The organism is Agrobacterium vitis, from assembly GCF_013426735.1.
GTDB lineage: Bacteria > Pseudomonadota > Alphaproteobacteria > Rhizobiales > Rhizobiaceae > Allorhizobium > Allorhizobium vitis_D.
In genome coordinates this window covers 809963-829189 of the sequence record NZ_AP023272.1, presented here as the reverse complement: position 1 = coordinate 829189, position 19227 = coordinate 809963, and the positions used below count along the sequence as shown (strand labels likewise).

At 54.8% G+C, this 19227-nt stretch carries 18 protein-coding genes; 7 read left to right on the top strand and 11 right to left on the bottom strand.

Annotated elements, in window-relative coordinates:
* Positions 1 to 28: 28 nt before the first annotated feature.
* The gene (locus H1Y61_RS03760; RefSeq protein ID WP_012654221.1) at positions 29 to 1495 is read right to left on the bottom strand and encodes a carotenoid oxygenase family protein; all 1467 of its coding nucleotides are present in this window, start codon (positions 1493 to 1495) and stop codon (positions 29 to 31) included.
* 99 nt (positions 1496 to 1594) lie between these two features.
* On the opposite strand from H1Y61_RS03760, the gene H1Y61_RS03755 reads away from it, so the two are divergent.
* Positions 1595 to 2347, top strand: a complete 753-nt coding sequence (locus tag H1Y61_RS03755; protein WP_180573743.1) for a TetR/AcrR family transcriptional regulator — start codon at positions 1595 to 1597, stop codon at positions 2345 to 2347.
* 81 nt (positions 2348 to 2428) lie between these two features.
* Here the strand turns inward: H1Y61_RS03755 and H1Y61_RS03750 are convergent, their stop codons facing one another.
* Both H1Y61_RS03750 and H1Y61_RS03745 read right to left on the bottom strand, forming a co-directional pair.
* Complete coding sequence (locus tag H1Y61_RS03750) at positions 2429 to 3595, bottom strand: polysaccharide biosynthesis/export family protein (protein WP_180573742.1); 1167 nt, start codon at positions 3593 to 3595, stop codon at positions 2429 to 2431.
* Between the two features lie 269 nt (positions 3596 to 3864).
* Positions 3865 to 4803 carry a LysR family transcriptional regulator gene (locus tag H1Y61_RS03745; protein ID WP_180573741.1) on the bottom strand — a complete coding sequence of 313 codons (939 nt, stop codon included), beginning with the start codon at positions 4801 to 4803 and terminating at the stop codon, positions 3865 to 3867.
* Positions 4804 to 5060: 257 nt separating this feature from the next.
* Between H1Y61_RS03745 and H1Y61_RS03740 the strand changes: the two genes are divergently transcribed.
* The gene (locus H1Y61_RS03740) at positions 5061 to 6014 is read left to right on the top strand and encodes a ring-cleaving dioxygenase (RefSeq protein WP_180573740.1); all 954 of its coding nucleotides are present in this window, start codon (positions 5061 to 5063) and stop codon (positions 6012 to 6014) included.
* A gap of 246 nt (positions 6015 to 6260) precedes the next feature.
* The gene (locus H1Y61_RS03735) at positions 6261 to 6908 is read left to right on the top strand and encodes an alpha/beta hydrolase (protein WP_180573739.1); all 648 of its coding nucleotides are present in this window, start codon (positions 6261 to 6263) and stop codon (positions 6906 to 6908) included.
* Between the two features lie 54 nt (positions 6909 to 6962).
* Here the strand turns inward: H1Y61_RS03735 and H1Y61_RS03730 are convergent, their stop codons facing one another.
* From H1Y61_RS03730 to H1Y61_RS03705, 6 genes are all read right to left on the bottom strand, one after another.
* The gene (locus tag H1Y61_RS03730) at positions 6963 to 7190 is read right to left on the bottom strand and encodes a hypothetical protein (RefSeq protein WP_041698624.1); all 228 of its coding nucleotides are present in this window, start codon (positions 7188 to 7190) and stop codon (positions 6963 to 6965) included.
* 99 nt (positions 7191 to 7289) lie between these two features.
* Positions 7290 to 7559 carry a DUF1488 family protein gene (locus tag H1Y61_RS03725; RefSeq protein ID WP_087730399.1) on the bottom strand — a complete coding sequence of 90 codons (270 nt, stop codon included), beginning with the start codon at positions 7557 to 7559 and terminating at the stop codon, positions 7290 to 7292.
* Positions 7560 to 7711: 152 nt separating this feature from the next.
* Complete coding sequence (locus tag H1Y61_RS03720) at positions 7712 to 7876, bottom strand: hypothetical protein (RefSeq protein ID WP_180573738.1); 165 nt, start codon at positions 7874 to 7876, stop codon at positions 7712 to 7714.
* 296 nt (positions 7877 to 8172) lie between these two features.
* Positions 8173 to 9450 carry an O-antigen ligase family protein gene (locus H1Y61_RS03715; RefSeq protein ID WP_087730354.1) on the bottom strand — a complete coding sequence of 426 codons (1278 nt, stop codon included), beginning with the start codon at positions 9448 to 9450 and terminating at the stop codon, positions 8173 to 8175.
* Between the two features lie 6 nt (positions 9451 to 9456).
* Positions 9457 to 10737, bottom strand: coding sequence for a polysaccharide biosynthesis/export family protein (locus H1Y61_RS03710; RefSeq protein ID WP_234903484.1), 1281 nt, complete (start codon positions 10735 to 10737; stop codon positions 9457 to 9459).
* A gap of 97 nt (positions 10738 to 10834) precedes the next feature.
* A complete protein-coding gene (locus H1Y61_RS03705) occupies positions 10835 to 11512 on the bottom strand; it encodes a sugar transferase (protein ID WP_174112940.1) in 678 nt (225 codons plus the stop codon).
* Positions 11513 to 12298: 786 nt separating this feature from the next.
* On the opposite strand from H1Y61_RS03705, the gene H1Y61_RS03700 reads away from it, so the two are divergent.
* Together H1Y61_RS03700 and H1Y61_RS03695 are read left to right on the top strand one after the other, a co-directional pair.
* On the top strand, positions 12299 to 12574 hold the full coding sequence (locus H1Y61_RS03700) for an exopolysaccharide production repressor protein (protein WP_071203328.1): 276 nt from the start codon (positions 12299 to 12301) through the stop codon (positions 12572 to 12574).
* Positions 12575 to 12845: 271 nt separating this feature from the next.
* Entirely contained in the window at positions 12846 to 13862 is a 1017-nt protein-coding gene (locus H1Y61_RS03695; protein ID WP_174112936.1) for a glycosyltransferase family 2 protein, read from the top strand.
* Positions 13863 to 13989: 127 nt separating this feature from the next.
* Here H1Y61_RS03695 and H1Y61_RS03690 read toward each other — a convergent pair whose 3' ends face one another.
* Positions 13990 to 14955 (bottom strand): polysaccharide pyruvyl transferase family protein, encoded by a 966-nt coding sequence (locus tag H1Y61_RS03690; RefSeq protein ID WP_180573737.1) that lies wholly within the window; start codon positions 14953 to 14955, stop codon positions 13990 to 13992.
* Positions 14956 to 15028: 73 nt separating this feature from the next.
* Positions 15029 to 15988 carry a glycosyltransferase family 2 protein gene (locus H1Y61_RS03685; protein WP_180573736.1) on the bottom strand — a complete coding sequence of 320 codons (960 nt, stop codon included), beginning with the start codon at positions 15986 to 15988 and terminating at the stop codon, positions 15029 to 15031.
* Between the two features lie 235 nt (positions 15989 to 16223).
* Between H1Y61_RS03685 and H1Y61_RS03680 the strand changes: the two genes are divergently transcribed.
* The gene (locus tag H1Y61_RS03680; protein ID WP_180573735.1) at positions 16224 to 17702 is read left to right on the top strand and encodes a lipopolysaccharide biosynthesis protein; all 1479 of its coding nucleotides are present in this window, start codon (positions 16224 to 16226) and stop codon (positions 17700 to 17702) included.
* A gap of 399 nt (positions 17703 to 18101) precedes the next feature.
* Positions 18102 to 19226 (top strand): acyltransferase family protein, encoded by a 1125-nt coding sequence (locus H1Y61_RS03675; protein WP_235680826.1) that lies wholly within the window; start codon positions 18102 to 18104, stop codon positions 19224 to 19226.
* Position 19227: the final 1 nt, after the last annotated feature.

Genomic DNA, 19227 nt, shown 5'->3' with positions numbered 1-19227 from the left:
TCAGCCCAATGCCGTCCTTCAGGCGACGTCAAACCGCCTTCAGCTGATCGCCAGGCACCCAATTGCCGTGCAACGACATGCGCAGACGCATCGGCAACTTGATGGTCGCAATCGGACCGTCGGACAGATGTTGCGCATCCAGCACGAGGAGATCCGTGGCGCGCTCCGCCAACCGATTGACCAGACCGATCACATAGCCATCGCCTTCCGGCGCGTCCGGCCGGCGCGGCACGAAGATCGGCTCCTGGAAACAGGACTGGTCATCGGCAAACCAGAGCTGGGTCTTTCCGGTTGCGATATCCAGATGCGCCAGCTGGTTGAAGAACTGAAACGGACGCGGACCGATCCGGGCTTCATCAAAGGGCTTGGTGGGATCCATGGCGATCACAAAGCCATGGCGATATTGCCGGCCGCAATAGCGGTCGTCGCTGCGGGGAAACTCACAAGCGAAACTGGTGAGCGGCTTCACTTCGATATTGTTGCCGTTCGACCGCATGTCGAAAGTCCAGCGCATCATCTGTGACGACAGGGTTTCCGGCGGCGGCACCGTGCCATCCGATTGCGGGAAGAAATAGAAGATATTGCCTGATGTAACGGGCATATCGACAAAGATCCTGCCGCCGTCATCGAAGGCGTTCAGCGTGTGGCCCTGGAAGCCGTTGGGCGCCTTGAACCAGCGAACATCACGTCCGTCGCCATCCCGGCGCAGAATGCCGAACAGCTGATCCAGACCCGGCTGCCACTGGAAGTGCTTGCCGCCCTGCTTCATCCGCTCCAGATCCGCCGTCAACGGCATCAGCGGGAAAATCACGAAATGCTCCGTGACCGCGAAATCATGGATCATTGCGGCATAAGGTGCAGTGATCCACACTTCACGCTTCATCCGGCCATGCTTGTCGATCTCGTAATAGACGATGTCGGGGGTCGCCTCGCCTTTGGCCTCGTAGCCGAAACACAGCAGATCGCCGGTTTCAGGGTCGAATTTCGGATGGGCCGTGAAGGTCGCGCTGGTCAACTGACCATCGAAATCATAAAGACCGATGGTTTCAAGCGTGATCGGGTCGAGGGCATAAGGTGGGCTATCCTCCTTCAGCGCCAGCAGCTTGCCATTGTGAACAACGACATTGGTATTGGCGGTGGAGTTGGAAATATCCTTGACGCTCGGATCATTGGTAAAGGGATTGCGATAGATCCCATGCAGGGAGGCGCGAGCGTCGCGCTGAGCCTTCAATCGCTCGGTCATCACGTAACGACGCTGAAAATCCACATGGCCGTTCTTGAACCGGAAGGCGCTGACAGCGCCATCGCCATTGAAGAAAATGTCCTCTCCAAGCATTGGGGGATATTGCGGGTCGGGAGCAACCTGAAAGAACGTGCCGTCGATCTCCTCGGGCACCTTGCCCTCCACTTCGAGATCATAAACCTGGCCTTCAAAACGGGCCGGCTTATAGAGCGATCCAGTAAATTCAGGCTTATTTGGAAATGGGACTGTCATCGGATTGACCTTTCATAACCGTACGATATTGTACATATACAGCCATGTGACAGACGTCAAGTTATAAACGTACATACCAGTACGATTTCAGGAGGCGCCATGCGTGTCAGAACCCAGGCCAAGCGCCAGGCCATTGTAGACATCGCCGGGTCGATGTTTCTTCGCCATGGCTATGCCCAGGTATCGATGGCGGCGGTGGCGGCAGAAGTCGGCGGATCCAAGGGAACGCTCTACGGCTATTTCCCAAGCAAGGCGGATCTCTTTGCCGCTTTTGTCGTCCAAGTGGGTGAAGATGCCTTTGCCCCTTTGATGGACGTCATCGACAAGGAGCAGGACGCGGCGAATACGCTGAAAGCGCTCGGAATGAACTATCTTAGGCTGCTGCTGCGCCCTAAGATCATCGCAATTACCCGGCTGGTGGTGTCGGAAGCAGGCAGGGCCACTGATCTCAGCGCGATTTACTTCGACATCGGTCCGCGCCGGGTGCTGGACCGCTTCATACAGATTTTCGAGACGATGAAGATGTCAGGGAAACTTGTCCCACCCGATAGCGCGCAGGCGGCGCGGGAATTCAAGGCGCTGTGCGAGGCCGGTCTTTATGAACCTGTGCTGCTTGGTGTAGCCGGTATTCCGAGCGAACGCGACATGGAGGCCAATGTCGCAGCCACGGTCGATATTATGTGCACGAGGTATGGACCGACAAAATCGCGGCGGCGACCGAAAGCCCCTGCAAAACAGTCATCGACCAATCGTTCGACACCCAGGAAAAACCCGCCGGACGGCGATGTCCTGCGCCAGCAGAATGATCTGCTACCCGAAAAAGCTCACCAAGAGCAACCCTATAGAATTTGATATATATCAAGCACTTGACTTGTCGTGATGGGGCATAGCGGGGGCCATTTTCAATGGCTCCCGGTATGGCTCCCTTTAAACTCAATCCGTCAAACTGCGAACGCCAGAGGCGGTGCCGACCGGGGTTGCGATCAATTGCATGAATTTCGTGAAATCGACCGTCGGATGACGCGACGCATAGATGACATCGCGGCTCTTGATCGGGAAGCTCTGGCCGACAATCAGGCTATCGGGTGAACGCATGTTGAACCGGTAGACGATCGGGTATCGGCCATCCTTGCTCGCCACCATGCCCTTGGACTGCAATTCGTGGAACCGCTTGGCACCCAGAATATCCATGACGATTTCCGGCTCCTCATAACGAAACACGAAATAGCCTTCCGCATCCACCTTGCTGTCGGAACCGCCGCCGCCAAGCGCAATGGCTTCCAGGAGGTTCAGATCATTGGCGCCGAAGGGTACACGCCCATTCTTCTCGACTTCACCCAGAATGGTGAAGGTGCGCGGATCGTGGGTGACATAGATCTGGTCACGCGGCTCGACATAGATGTTTTCACGCGGATTTTCGATCAGCGACTTCAAAAGCACGCTGGCGGATTTGGTGCCGCGTACCAGGGTTACGTAGGATTCGTAGGGTTCGCTGGAAGCCCCGCCAGCCCGTGCGATCACCTCGGTGAGCTTGTCTCCGGCCAGTGTCAGCTCCACATTCGAAGGCTTGCCGACGGAGCCGGAAACCGTGACGGAACGCGAGGCGGTGCCCGCTGCCGTGACAAGGACATCAGGCTCAACCGCTTTATTGACCAGCTTGGCCAGAATAGCCTTGCGCGCCTCTTCCTGGGTTTTCCCGGCCAGAACGATTTGTCCGACATAAGGAATGGTGCCGGTTCCGTCCGGCTGGATCACCACATCGATGGTCGTCTGCTTGGACTGGCTCGTTGAAAATAGCCCGTCCGATCCCGCTTCGAAAATGCTGATCTTCAACTGATCGCCAATCCCGATCACCACCCGGCCAGCCCGCCCGCCAATACCGAAACGGCGGCTGAACATCGAATTGGAAAAACCGGAAACCGTACGGGCCGTCCGCTGATCGACGTCAACAACATCGAAAACCGATGCATTGGGCCTGTTTAGCTCCTGCCTTGACTTACCTGCCTGGCTCTCGATCTGCGAGGAAAGCGGCCCTGAGGCCGGTAGAGTATCGCATGCAGCAAGACCCGCAGTAACAAAAACTGCGACAACCTTTTTCAACGGGTAACTCTCCACTCGCACAACTCCTTGGCGCTTGCACAGTGCGACTGCCATCGCAGACGGTGGGCGCAACAAACTACTAGCGACCTTCTACGGTCGTTTCAAGATACCCTCTCTACGCTGACACTATTCAAACAATCTTAACGAATTCTCACCCACCGGCTTTCAACAGGAAATGCATGACAAAGATTGTTCCGTAAAGACGCAGACGGCATAGCAAGGTAAACTTTCCCCGGCCTGATCCTGGCCGTGCCGCGACCCCAGCGACATCAACGCTGTTGGAGAGTGTCGGAACGGCCCGGCAGTTCCCCCTCGATCAGCGGCCGCAGCGGGATCAACTGTGCGGCAATAAAATCCATGAACACACGAATACGGGGCGAATGCCGCAGGTCCTGATGGGTCAACAGCCAAAGGCTGGCGGAATAATCAGGAATGGTCGGCGAAAGCCGAACCAGGGCGGGGCGTACGTCGCCGATGAAACAGGGAATATGCCCGATGCCGATACCCGCCTCGACTGCGTCGGCCAATGCCAGCACAGAATTGGCGCGGTAGCGCAGCTGTTTTGGCGCCAGCTGCTGCTTGGCCGCCTTGACCACTTTCAACCCGGCCATGTCTTCGCCTAGGCAAACCCAGTGAGCGGCATCGAGTTCCTCCGGCGAAGGGCCGGATGAGGCGGCAAAATCCTGGCCGCGACCGTAGAGTGCCCAGGCGATCAGGCCGATACGCCGCCCGACAAGCATGTCCGGCGGATTGTCCGTGGCACGAATGGCAATATCTGCATCCCGCCGCGAAAGGTTCAAAGCATTATTGCCGATCACCACATCCAGCTGAATGTCCGGATAGACCTGCTGGAACCGGGCAAACAAGGGCGTCAGCAAATAGACCAGCAGACTGTCGGCCGTCGTCACCCGGATTTCACCGGCTGGCGCAATCTCCCGGCCTTGCAGGCGGCGTTCCATCTGGGCGACCTCCGCCTCGATCCGCTCGGCGGTGCGCACCGCTTCTTCCCCGGTCGGCGTCAGCGCGTAGCCGGAGCGCCTGCGCTCAAACAGCGGTACACCCAGCGCCTCTTCCAGGGCGCCCAGCCTGCGGAACACGGTGGAGTGATCAATCCCCAGTGCCGCTGCAGCTCCAGCCATGCCTTGGGCCTGCGCGATAGCCTTGACGAGCCGCAGATCGTCCCAGGCCAAGGATTTTGCTGCCCTCATGATAAGCCTCCGCATTTATTTCCAGAATGCATTCTGGTTTCTTACAACGCAAAGTCAAGTTTGCATGAATGCAAGCAAAATCAGCTGCAATCCGAACGCCAAGCGCCTATCTCTTGGTCATCGAAAGCGCCGCATCATTGCCGACATCGGGAACCGAAGTCCAATCCTGCACCTGCTTTCATGGCCCAGAGAACCCGAAACGCGGCAATTGAAACCGCCCGGCGTCCTCAATGCTGACCAAGCAAAGGAGAGTTCACATGGCACATGGCATTCATCACGTCACTGCAATTGCTGGCCCCGCCCGCCGCAATCTCGATTTCTACACCCGGGTTCTCGGCCAGCGCTTCGTCAAGAAGACTGTGAATTTCGACGATCCCGGCACCTATCACTTCTATTTCGGCGATGAGGCTGGCAATCCGGGCACGATCATGACCTTCTTCCCTTGGGAACATGCTGCACCGGGCCGCCTCGGCATCGGAGAAACCCAGGAAACCGGTTACCGGGTTCCCAAATCTTCGCTTGGCTTCTGGACGCACCGTTTTATCGAACAGGGCGTCGTGCATGAAAAGCTCGAACAGCGCTTTGGCCAGACAGTCCTGCCCTTCAAGGACCCGGACGGGATGCGACTTGCTCTGGTCGGTGTTGAAGACATCGAACACGAAGCCGCATGGGCTGCACCGGGCATTCCTGCGGAGCACGCGCTGCGGGGATTTCACGGGGTGACGCTGCTGCTGGACAAGATTGACGCAACGGCTGCTGTCCTGACCGATGTGTTCGGCTTTGAACAGCAGGGCAAGGAAGGCTATGTCACCCGGTATCATGTGCCTGGCACGGAGATCGGTGGGGTAGTGGATCTGCGCGAAGCCGGTGAATTTCTGCCCGCCCGGCCAGGTGCCGGCTCGGTGCACCACGTTGCCTTCAGAGCAAAGGACGATGCCGAACAGGCGGAAATGGCCGAAAAACTGCGCAAGAATCACCGCTTGCAGACAACGGAACAGAAAGACCGGGACTATTTCCGCTCGATCTATTTCCGTTCCCCGGGTGGCGTGTTGTTTGAAATCGCCACGCTCGATCCCGGCTTTGCCGTCGATGAACCGGCAGAAACCCTGGGTCAGGCCTTGAAGCTGCCGAAGGGCCTTGAAGGCTTCCGGGGCCGGATCGAAGGAATGCTACCCGATCTCGGCGATCTCAGCGTTGCTCAGCAGGACTAACGTTCGTCAGGGAGACGTGGAATCAGGTTTTCGGAAAGTCCGATGCGAAAACAAAAACCGACAGCATCGTACCGATTCCAGTTTCCTGGGCGATGCTGCCACCAACCTGCTAAAAAATGCGGCGCGTTACCGAAACGCGCTGCCGAAACACGATCGTGCATTTTATCAAACGCTCGACTGCTGCAACACTTTACGTTTGCGGCACATCTCGCGCCTCACGTCGGGGCAGCTTAGGAGAAAGCCGACATGACCCATTCCCCCATCTCGTCATTCATCCATCAGTTCGTTCCGGCGACGGTGCCGAACCTTACGCCCTTGCTTTTGCTGCATGGAACAGGCGGCAACGAAAATGATCTCTTGTCGCTTGGCTCTGCCCTTTCTCCGGGTGCGGCTCTGCTATCACCCCGTGGACAAGTTCTGGAACACGGCATGCCACGCTTCTTCAGACGGTTGGCGGAAGGTGTGTTCGATGAAGATGACCTGCGCGCGCGGGCAGCGGATCTGGCCGGCTTCATAAAGGAGGCCCGTGCGGTTCATAACCTGGCAGCCCCTGTCGCCGTCGGTTTCTCCAATGGCGCCAATATTGCCGCCGCTCTGCTGTTGCTGCATCGCCAGGCCTTGGCTGGTGCGGTACTGTTGCGGGCCATGACCCCGCTTCAGTCGCCGCCGGTCGTGCATGACACTGCCGATGGCGTGCCAGTTCTCATCCTATCTGGAGCGATGGATCCAATCGTTCCCGCAGACAATGCAGAACGATTGGTCGGCTCGCTTCAAGCTGTGGGCCATACGGTCAGCCACGAAATCCTGCCGTCGGGGCATAATCTCACTCAAATCGATCTATCAATCAGCAAGCAGTTCCTCGACACGAATTTCGCGCCGGCTGCTACCACCTGATATGACGGGTGTTTTGGGCCGCAGATAAAATACGGCCTCTCCGTCCAAAGTCGTTTACAGCTGACCAGCGCGTTTGGTTGCAGGCTTTGCCTTGACGGCGGTCTGCATTTTTTCTGCCTCCAAGGCATGTCTTAATTCGCGCAGCCGCAAGGTCTTTTCCTTCTGCCGCTCGAGGGCAGCGAGATGTTCATCCATCGCCTGCTGCCCTTCCTGCTGCTTCACCAGTTTTTCCTGGGCACGAACAGCGCGGCGCTCAACCAGATCCTCATCTTGATCAGTCAATGTAAAATCCCTTTGCTTAGAGTTTGACGTAGCCGTGAGCAGAAGACATTGGACCCCGTCAGGTTCAGAGAGTACGTAACGGATCCAGCTGTTCTACGGTCAACGGAAATCCGCCGCGGTCAAAAGATACATGTTGTTGCCGCCTTTTTTTCCGTAGGCTTTTCTCGCGACATCCAGAATAGACCCGCGAAGATTGTCGAATGCGGCAAGGAAGTCGTGCTCTCCGACAATGACCTTGGCCATCGCCTTGGATATCGCATCAAGTTCAACGAAAAACCGGATTTCAAACATGCCGTCGTAACCAAGAAACCGGATGCGGTGTCCCTTCTCATCGAAACTGCGGCTACTATTCGGGAAGGTTAAAGCCATCGCATTATTCTCGCTCGCATGTTTCAAAGAAAAGAGGTCATTATCGGATTTCTGAAGTGAAAAAAGGCACCTAAGGTTCCACGACTGCATGCATTTCTCAAATCGAACGCGAAGAAACTTCGCGATCAATTTTCAGTAGCCATGCCCAATCGTCACAACAGTCTTTCACCGCCATCAGCCGGTTTGCTCCGCTTCTGCCGTTTTTCGGTTTTTGTCGGCTCGGACTGCTGCTCCGGCGCGGTCTCATTTGAAACGGCCTTTACGGCTGGCGTTTTTGCCGGTGCGGCATCATCGGTAATAGTGGTGAATCGAATCATGGCTTAGTCCTTCGAATGAACGGCTTGAGCAAAGGGATACGGTCGGGAAATCGACTGTCGATTATGACTGTGGCTGCACGATTGCCTAAATCCAACTTGATTCAGGACCATTATGCAGCATCTTTAAAGCGTTACGGCGTCTTGTGTGCATTGGCAAAACACCGGTGGCAACTTCTAAAATCCACGCCAGCAAAAGAAAGCACAGCGCAAAGACAGAACCCTGCAAGCAAGGCAGCCAATCATTCATATATGATGCAGTAGCGCTTCTTTTACAACGGCTACAACGCCGTTGTTTTTTAGATATTGCGGGCGCTCGAGGTTCCATCACCATAATAACGCACGACACTTGAGCGTGTCACCGGAATGGCACGGCGCTGAACAAGTTTGCCCAGCATGAAATAAAGCAGGAATGAGCCGATCTGGTAAGCGAAGATAATATCGATTTCCACGAAAGCCCGCTCGACCAGCAGCATGGCGAGACCGAACAGCACACCGGCCTCTGGATCTCGGGCATTGACGAGCAGACGTTTGAGATTGCCGATCAATGCGACGACCAACATAGCAACCAGCAGAACGAGGCCGATAATCCCCGTCTCAACAGCGGTTTCGATAAAGGTATTGTGGAAATGAAACCCGGCTCGGGTCGGAATATAGAACTCATCCCATAGCCGCTCCGCCTCGGAAAAGCCCTGAACCCAATAGGCCTGGTAACCGACGCCAAAAATCGGATTCGCCAGGGCTGCCGCTATGCCCTGTTGCCAAAGATAGGTTCGCCCGGTCAGGGTCGAATCCTTTCCGAACGCTCCCAGGATCAAATCGACGCCACCAGCATACACGAACGCCGCTGCGCCAAGCCCGCCAAGCACGACGCCAGCCACAACCAGCACAATACGATGGCGCGGCGACAGGAGAATAACTGCTCTCAAGACCAGCGACGCACCGACCACCGCCATGACAGTAATGACCGATGTCGCCGATTCGGATGCAAACAGACAGTAAGCTGATAGCAAAGCCAGCCCAGCAGGCGGCAGCATCCATATGCTGCGTTCTTTCAGGATAATGATCGCAGCGAACGAAAAATACACGCCGAGGGAGGCATAAAAGCCCAGCTGGTTCTTTGACGAGAACGCGCCCACAAAGCTGAAGGATCCGTCCAGTGGATCGAGGAAATAAGAGCCGAACAGCAGCGAATAGACCAGCACGATTCCTGTGCCGATCATGGATCCCCTCAGAAAGGAACGGATTCCCACTACACGCATGGCAATCAACGCACAGACGATATGCGAGAAATATTGCAACGAGGCCCTGACGGTTACAGGTGGCGCCGCCGACCAGAAGATAGATAGAATCGTCAGAATACTGAAGGCAAAAATCGGAAGATACAGGCCATAGTTACCGAGCACGCGCCGGTAATTCACAGCAATCAGCGGCAGCCAGACACCGTAATAGGCCAGAATGGAAATCTGCCCGAAACGGGCAGAATAGGCAAAGACGAAATAGGAAAGCGCAATCGCCGTGGCGGCATAGAGACCATTGCGTTCCGGGTCGATGAGATGCGATTTGGCGATCCGCATCGACCGTTACCGCATGGCTGGCTGAGACAGCTTTACCGTAACCTTGATCACATCGCCGGGCGTCACCGAGGTATTCTCGTCCACAGCGATTTCGGTGGGCTTCCCATCCTTTTCGCGGACGATGGAATAAGCGACATTGGCTTCGCCATCGGCAGTCTTGGCACTGGCGCTTTCCGAAGATTGCAGCAGGGATTCGGCCATCAGGCCACGGCTGGTGGAAAGCTTCAACGCAATCTGGTCCAGCTCAGCTTCGGTATCCTGCAATTCCTGGGCGAGCTGTGCATCCCAATCGTTGCGCGTCGTGGTCTCGTCCTGCTGGGCCTTGTTCAGATCCTGCTTGGCCTTCAGCGTGTTGGTATCGATATCCAGAAGTGCCGATTGCAAATCCGACACCTGCTGCTCGACCGCCAAACGACGCGAACTCAGCGCCAAGCCCTGCTCGCTCAAGCTATTGACCTTGTCGCGGTCTTCCTGAACCATCGTCAACTGACGGGTCTGGGTTTCTGACTTCTTGCCAAGAGCCTCGATTTCCGCCGCAAGCAAAGTCTTAAGGTCGGCAAGGGATGACAACTGAACCTTGAGCTTGGCGGTTTGGGAATTCATCAAGGCCGCTTCCGACTCAACCAACTGGTTGATGTCGGGAATGGATTTCAACTCCTCGGGAATTTCTATCGTCTCTTTTTCATTCATTTCCGCAAGAACGCGCACACGACGGACCAACAAACGGTTGCGTTGGGAGACCAAAACGGCGCCATCGCCCTGTGCCTGAAGGAAATCACGCGCAAAACGCTGGCCAGCATCGGCGCGCTTCAAGCCGCCTGCGACACTGAGCGCCTTTAACACAGTCATACCCGGTGCATAGGGATATTCACCCGGCGACTGAACTGCACCAGCCATGTAGACGGGGCGATACTCAGAAATTTCAACCGATGCAGACGGTCGATCACTGAGACCGAACAATTGTTGCATCTTTTTGCCGATCTCGTCGGCGACGTCGGCTGTTGTCTTACCAGAGGCTGGCAATTCGCCGATGAACGGCAGAGACACCTGGCCCGCAGCGCCGACGGAATAGTCGCCACTGACGGCGGCCCAGTCCCGCACGGCGCCCTCGGCCGTCTGCCATTCAGCCACCCGAACGCGGATCTTGTCCATTACGCCCAAACGATAGTCATCGGCCAATGCCAATCCCGGCACAGCCAAGGACAGACAAAACGCGAGCGCTGCACCGTTCACGGTCGTAATGCGCTTGGATGACCGAAATCCTCCAGCAAATCCGTAAGCCTTCATGGCAAATCCTATGCGTATTCAATAAAAATGCGGCAGGTCTAAAACGCCACTTCGGGCAGCAGCCTTCTGGCTCCGCCCTTATGACATTCTTTAGATTTTAGTAGCTGCCGCGAGACAGACACACAGCCGGAACCGTACGGACCATGATGAGGACATCCCTGGCCAGCGACCATGTCTTAACATATTGCGTGTCCATAGCCACCCGCGTTTCATAGGAAACATCGTTGCGACCGCTCACCTGCCAGAGACCGGTCAGGCCAGGGCGGGTTTGCAGATAAAAAGCAGCGGCACTATCGTACATTTCCAGCTCGTCCTCGACCACAGGCCGGGGTCCGACGATGCTCATCTCACCCTTGATGATGTTGAACAGCTGGGGCAGCTCGTCCAGGCTAAGCTTACGCAGCACAGAACCGATCGCCGTGACGCGGGGATCATTTTGCAGCTTACGGGTGGCACGCCATTCTTCATAGGCTTCCGGATTGGCCCGCAGGTAATCCTGCAAAACCTTGTCGCCATTCTGCACCATGGTGCGAAACTTCATGCAATGAAATTGCTGGCCGTTATGTCCGATACGGCGATGACCGTAAAACACACTGCCGCCATCGGTAAATTTTACCATGGCTGCAATCATCAAGAATATCGGGCTGAACATAATCAGCGCCATCGTGGCGATGAATATATCAAACCCTCTCTTGGCAAGACCACCAACCGGCTGGGTACCGGATGCGGCGGTCGTAAAAAACGGCGAACTGGCCGATCTTGTCGCGGACTTCATAGAGGTAACTCCATTTACGTGGGCGATTGGTCGGGTCCCGGCGGGACGCGTCCGTGGTCATTGAACCCTAGTGTGTGGTGATAATTTGTCCTTCGCAATACCCTTTGCAGAAAACCTTCCGGACGATGGAATGATAGCAATTAGAATATGTGTCTTTCTTGCACTACATTTTAAGTATTTAATGTCCCGTTGTGACACTTAGGTTTCCATTTTTGGATGTTTCGCAATGAAAATCCTTTAACCTTCCCGCAAATGGAATGTTTTTTACTTATAATATAAATGCCGACTCCTGGAAGTTTCATAAATTCGTCATGTGAAATGAAGGAAAGAGGGTCAGGTTGATGTCCCCCGACATGGATATTGCATTGCATCATTATGGTGCGACGCATATAGGTTTAAAACAATATCCTAATATTGTAACAATTCGTGATCGAACTGGGTAAAGATTTAATGAATTCGGAAAGGTGAAATATAGGTTTTCGGCTCGATCGCCGCCGCCCCTTCGACAATGCATTCCCTATTCCAACACGCAATGACCTTTATCGACGCACTGTCGCAAGCCAAGGAAATAGTTAGTAATTCACTAAAGCGGCCAGAAAAATTGACTGATTTTTGTAACGGTCCTGCAAGCCATTTGCTCTATCATCATGACAAGATCGCAGCCAAAGGCCCGTAACAACATGAAGATTGAAAGAATGAGGCAAGGTGCCTATATTCAATTTGCCTCTGAGGAGAAGGCAATGGCTATGATCTCAAGATCAATGTACCGGGGGGAGGCTCTAAATTATGCATGCGCCTAAGGTCTTCTTTAGCATGATTGGTGCACTGCTGGTGTTTGCAGTTGCGACTTATTTCCTGTCAGGCTCGCTTGCTGGCACGCTCATTAAAACAGTTTTGGCCGCCATTCTTTTACAGGTTGGTTACTTCTGCGCTGTCGCTTATCTTGTTTTCCAGGAATCAAAGCGCCGCACGCAGGCGATGGGGACCAGCGACGCGACAGCCAGCAATGGCGCGATCCGCGCGCTTGGCGAGACGGGTCAAACCGCATTGCGCAACAACTAACCCGCCTTCTTTCGCCTGGCCGCGTTTCAGCCAAAATCAAATGGCAAAGATTGCGCGAAAGCCGTTGACACGGCTCACTTCGCCAAGCATTTGTGTTTGAAAGCCGCGTTTGGCTTGGAAAACGGTTGATTTGGAGCAAGGCGATTAGAACCCCGGGAGACATCCACTGCCTTTCCGGTTCCTGCCGTAATGTAGGGGAAATTTTGCTTCGTCATCTGTTCTTATCAGAAACGCGCTACCTGCGCGTCAGATTAGAGTACGGGGGACCGTAATGACGATGAATTCCACCGTATGCGTTATTATTGCCGCCAAAAACGCTAGCGCCACTGTGGCACGGGCGGTGCGTTCTGCCTTGGCGGAAGCCGAAACGCATGAAGTGGTCGTTGTCGATGATGGATCTGTGGATGGCACTGGTGCAGAAGCCCTATCCGCCGATGACAACAGCGGTCGCTTGAAAATTATCCGTTTCGACCATAACCGCGGCCCAGCCGCCGCGCGCAACTGCGCCATTGAAGCATCGACGGCACCTTTGCTGGCTATTCTCGATGCCGACGATTTTTTCCTGCCAGGACGCTTCACCCAGATGATGGCTGAAGACCAGTGGGATTTTATCGCCGACAATATCGTTTTTGTAAAAGAGGAATGCGTTTCCCAGGTCAATACCGGCGTCAAACGTTTCCGGCGTCAGGCCCGCCTTTTGGTGCTTGAGGATTTCATTGCCGGAAATATTTCCCAAAGAGGCGCGCAACGCGGGGAAATCGGCTTCCTAAAGCCAGTCATGCGGCGGGATTTTCTCGATCGCCATGGCTTGCGGTATAATGAAAAGCTCCGCCTTGGTGAAGATTATGATCTTTACGCGCGCGCACTTGTCGCTGGCGCACGCTACAAAATCATTCATAGTTGCGGCTATGGCGCCGTTGTTCGCCATGATTCGCTGAGCGGCAAACATCGCACCGAAGATCTCAAGCGGCTTTACGAAGCCGACCGCTCCATTCTTGCCAATCCAAACCTGACGCAGGAACAGAGGTCACTGTTGACCCAACATGAAAAGCACATTCGCGACCGCTACGAGTTGCGCCATTTCCTCGATTTAAAGAATAATCAGGGTGCATTTTCAGCCATCGCCTATGCCGCGAGGCATCCTATGGCCATACCGGCCATCATCGGCGGGATTGCAGCAGATAAGAGAGATGCCCTGATGGGTAAAAGCCAGCGCCCTCAATCCTCCCAGTCTTCGGGGACTCTGCGCTATCTTTTGCCTGTCATCGCGGATGCCGATCAAAGATAGAGTTTTCCAGGAAAAACATGCACCTACAGCGCTGTAGCAAGTCGTCTATGATGCGTTACGGCACCGCATAAATGAAAAATCTGCCCGGCTCAGACTAAACCGGACAGACTTTCATACACCTGCATGATCAGGAGACCGCTGCGATCCCGTAATCACGACGGACGCCCTCTATAACCTCCAAGAACCGTGCTTTGCGCTCTTGTAAGACCGAATCCCGGCTCAGTTGCGGTTCTGCTTGGCTTGCCTTCCATAGACCAAGCATGGCTGGCCCTGCCAGGACCTGCTTGACCACGGTGCGCAATCCGGTCTGCTTTGGACCACGTGCTTGTTCGATAATCGTTGCGTCTACAGCCAGATCATTCGGATTTTCCAGAGCTGGCTGGTGGTTTTTAAAACTCATCCCCCAGAAGCTTTCGCCCTTTATCTTTGCTTCTGCTCGGCTGGACAATGGGACGCGCAGGGGTTTGTAAGTCACACCAAGAGTAGAAGCCCAATCGTTCCATTTGAAACTATTGATAGAAGCTGAGGTGCTGACCGCGACCCATGGAACGCGTAGAGCATCAGCAATGATCGCCCCATGCATCGATTCGGCGATAATCACTTCGGATTGCAGGATCTGACGAATAACCGCCTTTGCCTCGCCGCAGGGGTCGATATAGGTGAGGCCCACTTTGGGTACAATTGATGCCCAAACACCCGCTACCGCCGATTCCCAGTGAGGAACGAAACTCTTTTTGTAGAGTTTTGGAAGCTTCTGGAATTCAGGCATGTCGGCCAGCATCACAGCCGGATCGATCACACCTTTTTCCGGCGGCAGACCAAGCGCCTTGGCAGTCAAAGGACCGCGCACGGACCTTATATCCCATTCTTCCGGTCGGCTCATATCCGGCAGGCTTCCATAGCCAAAACCGCTGCCGATCACCAGCTTATGCTGACCTTCCGGCAAAAGAGCGCGATTGAGAACAGTTCCGACGCCGACAAGTAACGTTTCCGGATGCACATCCCGAAAACCTGGCATGAGAAAATCCCATAACCAAAGGTTCAGGTCGTCACCAAAATTTCCATGGGCGGATTCCCAATAGTAAGGCTGCATGAATGTTCCTTTACGGGGCGAGGCAGACGCCCGATGAGAATGCATGATCACTGCATTTCAAGATACTTTTATATCAGCGGGAAAATTTACCAACCGCAAGAGCCAAAGCACTTTGCACGATGGCTGGATCCCGTCTCATCCATCGCAATAGCACGCCGAATTGCGGTAGCTTACGGCGTTTTACCATGCCCATCTGACCCCAGAGGGCATTTTTACGAGCGGTCTGCTTATAGTGCTGAATAAAGCTCAAGGCTTCAGGTTTATTGGAAAATCGCCGTTCAAGCGTATCGAGCGCCACCCAGGTATTCAACTGCTGCTGGAGAAAGGCGGGAGAACTTGAATCAATACTGTGGAAAATATTGATTCCTTCACCGCGCTCGGCTCCGGCGGCATCGCACAAAATGACGCGCTTGGCTGCCAGCACACAATCACAGAAGAACAGCACATCTTCAGCAGCCAGCCGAAGCTCGGCTTCAAACCGGATTTTCTCAAACAGCGGGCGACCGATCACCATGCAGGACAGATGCAGGAAACTCCAGTTCTTCAGCATCACCACTGGCATTTCCGGCAGTTCGAGCACCAGTGGCGCCTCCTGAAGCTGCACGGTTTTTTCGGTCTTCTTCAGCTCGGCAACGCTGAAATGATAGTAGAAATCATCTCCGCCATGGATCGATGCCCAATAGCAATCCGCATTGAAGCGAGTCATGGCCTCATAGGCATTTTTCAGGTGGTCCGGCGCCCATTCATCGTCGGAATCCAGGAAGGCGGCGAAATCGCAGTCGGCGGCAATTGCGTCGAGCCCGGTATTGCGGGCGCCGCCCGGACCACCGTTCTCCTGCTTGATCACCCGAATACGGGCACGATGTGCCGGCTCCAGCGGCTGCAATTCCAAATCGATGGAATAGGGGGACTGGTCATCGACCACAATAATGTCGAAGTCCTGGAATGTCTGGGAAAAAATCGAGCCCAGCGCCCGTCTTAAAATTCCGGCTTCCTTCTGATAGAAGGGAATAATCACCGTCAGCTTCGCCATCTTTTTGCCCTGTCGTTTCTCAAGAAAGAGGTTCAGTTGCCTGTTATGTACCCTTGCGCTATCAGACTATGGTGCCTTGCACCATATTCCATGATGCAATCAGGTTCGCCATAGCGCTTGTGTTGTTTGCCACCCTGAAGCAAAAACTCTCCATAACCATACAATTTTGGCGCTTTCCCACAAGCTTTTCGACCTGTAACCGCTCTTTCGCCCCCAGACCCAAGGATGTTTGCCCATGCCGCCAACCGTCAATGCGAAATCCGTAACCCGGAATGTTGGCTGGAGCGTCCTTTCCAAAACAGGCACTTTCGGGCTTAAATTTGTCACGGTCCCGATCCTGGCGCGCATTCTCACTCCCGATCAATTCGGTGCTGTCGCCGTTGCGCTAACCGTGGTGCAATTCCTGGCGATGATCGGCGGTGCGGGTTTCGGTGCAGCTTTGGTCATCCAGGAAAAGGAAGAGCCGGAGACGATCCATTCTGTTTTCTGGGCGAATTTGATCATTTCCTGCCTGATGGCAACTCTCCTTTACGTGTTTGCCGAACCGATTTCGGCCATGCTGGGGGCGGTCGAGGCCGCGCCGCTGGTGCGCATCATGGCGGTGCTCATTCCGCTGCAACTGACCGGAGACGTTGCCTATGCTCTCCTGGCCCGGCGCATGCAGTTCAGCCAGGACGCGCTGTGGAGCATGATTTCCGAATCGGCCGGCGCACTGATTGCGGTCGGCATGGCCTTGATGGGTTATGGGGTGATGGCGCTGGTGGCGCAATTGTTTTCCTCCTCCATCATCCGGCTTTGCGGGCTCTATTATGTATCCGGTTATGTCCCGGGCTTTGCCTTCAAGCCGCGCCGTATCCTGGCGCTCGGTCGCTTCAGCCTCGGCATGATGGGGTCGGAAATCGCCAATTTCATCACCTTCCAATCTCCCATGGTGGTGATTTCCCGCTATCTCGGCCTGTCGGACGCTGGCGCTTATTCCGCCGCCAACCGGTTTTCCAGCATTCCCAACCAGGTCGTCCTGTCCGCTGTCATGGGCGTGCTGTTTCCCGCCTTCAGCACCATGATGCATGACCGGGATCGCCGCTCACAGGCGCTGATGTTGAGCACCCAGGTGACGACCGTGCTGCTGGCGCCGATGATGTTCGGCATGTGGGCATTGGCCGAACCGGCCATGCTGGTGCTGTTTGGACCGCAATGGGCCTGGGCCTGGCCGGTTCTCGGTCTGCTTGCTCTGTCCAAGGGCATCCTCACACCTTGCAGCACATTTATCCCTTATCTGAAAGGCGTCGGACACGGCGGTACGCTCTTCTGGTGGGCCGTCATCCGGGCAATCGTCACCACCGTTGCGGTCGCGGTTGCCGCAGCCTTTGGAAACCTGGTCGATGCCATGGTGGCGCTGTGCGTCGTCAATGTCGTCGTGCTCTTCGGTTATTCCTGGGTGGTGTTCCGTGCCGACCAGATGCCCTTCCTCAAGGGCATGTTTATTTCCACACGGCCGATGGTCACCGCTCTGATCATGGCTGGCATGGTTCGCGCCCTTCTGCATTTTTATGGGTATCTGGTCCCCAATCCCGTACTGCAAGTATTGATTGGCGGCCTGATTGGCGGCACAATCTATGGTGTATTTGTGGTTCTGACGGAGGCCGAATTGTTGAGAAAACTGCAAACCATGGTGCGCAACCGCAGATCCACTGCCCCCGCACCCGCAGAATGATGATAGCCCCTGCAAACTGCTCTGCGCCGCCTCATTATCGAGCCATTCTGCGCTAATCCGGGAAACCCGATGGTGGAAGCGGCGCAATTCCTTAGCTTTTTTCGAGCTACGGACAAAAAAATATTCGCATACGCGAATAGACATATAGCTTTACCTGCATAAATTCAAACCATTGAATTTCAAATATTTTATCAAAAAAATCCGGCTATTACCCCACTAATCCCACCTATGCTCACCAAGCGAGCTGCAAAAAATTGAGGAACCAAAGGTAAATTTTTTGCTGCACTGCCACATTTTTACAGGCACATTCCCATAATGTGAAGGTGTCGGCCCATACTGTGAAGGGCTGCGGGGTGATGGGGACGATAGAGGATATTGAAGACAGGAGTACCGAATATCGTGAAGATCGACCAGGAACTTTCCGCGCGGATTCATATGGCGCGGTTGATGCTGATCGTCGGCATTGTCTTCGTACATGTCCCCTTCGATCCGCAGTCGAACGCCTATCTGGGCCAATACGGCGCCTTTGATTGGCTGCGCGCCTTTCTCGGCGACATGCTGTTTCGCATTGGCGTTCCCTGCCTGAGTGCGATTTCCGGCTTGCTGATGTTTCGCAAAGGACTGGACGGTTTCGATTACAGGAAAGTGCTGCGCTCAAAAAGTGTGAGCGTATTGCTGCCTTTCCTGCTCTGGAACAGCATCGTTTTCCTGTATGTGCTGACGACGCAATCTCTGGGCTATGGCGAAGGATATTTCCCAAGCGTACTGACCGCGTCTTATCGGGAACTCGTTACCCTGGTGCTGGCGACGGAAGATTGGCCAATCAATCTGCCGCTCTATTTCCTGCGTGATCTGCTGCTTTGCTTCCTCTTATCGCCGCTGATTGGCTTCCTGGTGAAACGCCAACCCGTACTGACGCTTGGCGTTCTGTTGCTTTATGTCGTTCTACCGGTGCCCAATATGATCTTCCTGAAAAAATCGATCATTCTCGGGTTTTCGGCTGGTGCGGCGATTGCGATACACAATGTCAACATCCGCAAGCTCGACCGTTATGCCTTGCCGATTGTGGCAGCCGTGCTGGTCTCGGCCATGGCGGTCTTCGTCTGCATGTATCAAACCGGCTTTAACGAGCATCCACTCTGGCTTGATGTGATATATGGTCTGATCACGGTGATTGGCGGCCTGGGAGCATGGGAAATGACCCGGCTGCTCAAGGATACGCGCCTTGGCAAAACACTGGTCGCCGCTCCCGGCGGACTTAGTTTCTGGATTTTCTGTGCGCATTATCCGATCTTGATGACCGCATGGATGATCTGGCAAAAATTCGATATAGGGCCTTACCCCCTCTTTTACGTCCTTGCGCTACCCGTCACCTTCTGCCTGCTGCTTGCCTCCCATTTCCTGGCGATCCGGCTGACGCCGGGATTTTACGGGGTCATGACCGGCCAGCGCAATGCAAGCGGCAGAGACAAGAACAAGAACGTGGCAGCCGGGCGGGCGCTTGCCTTCAGCAAAGGAGACTGAC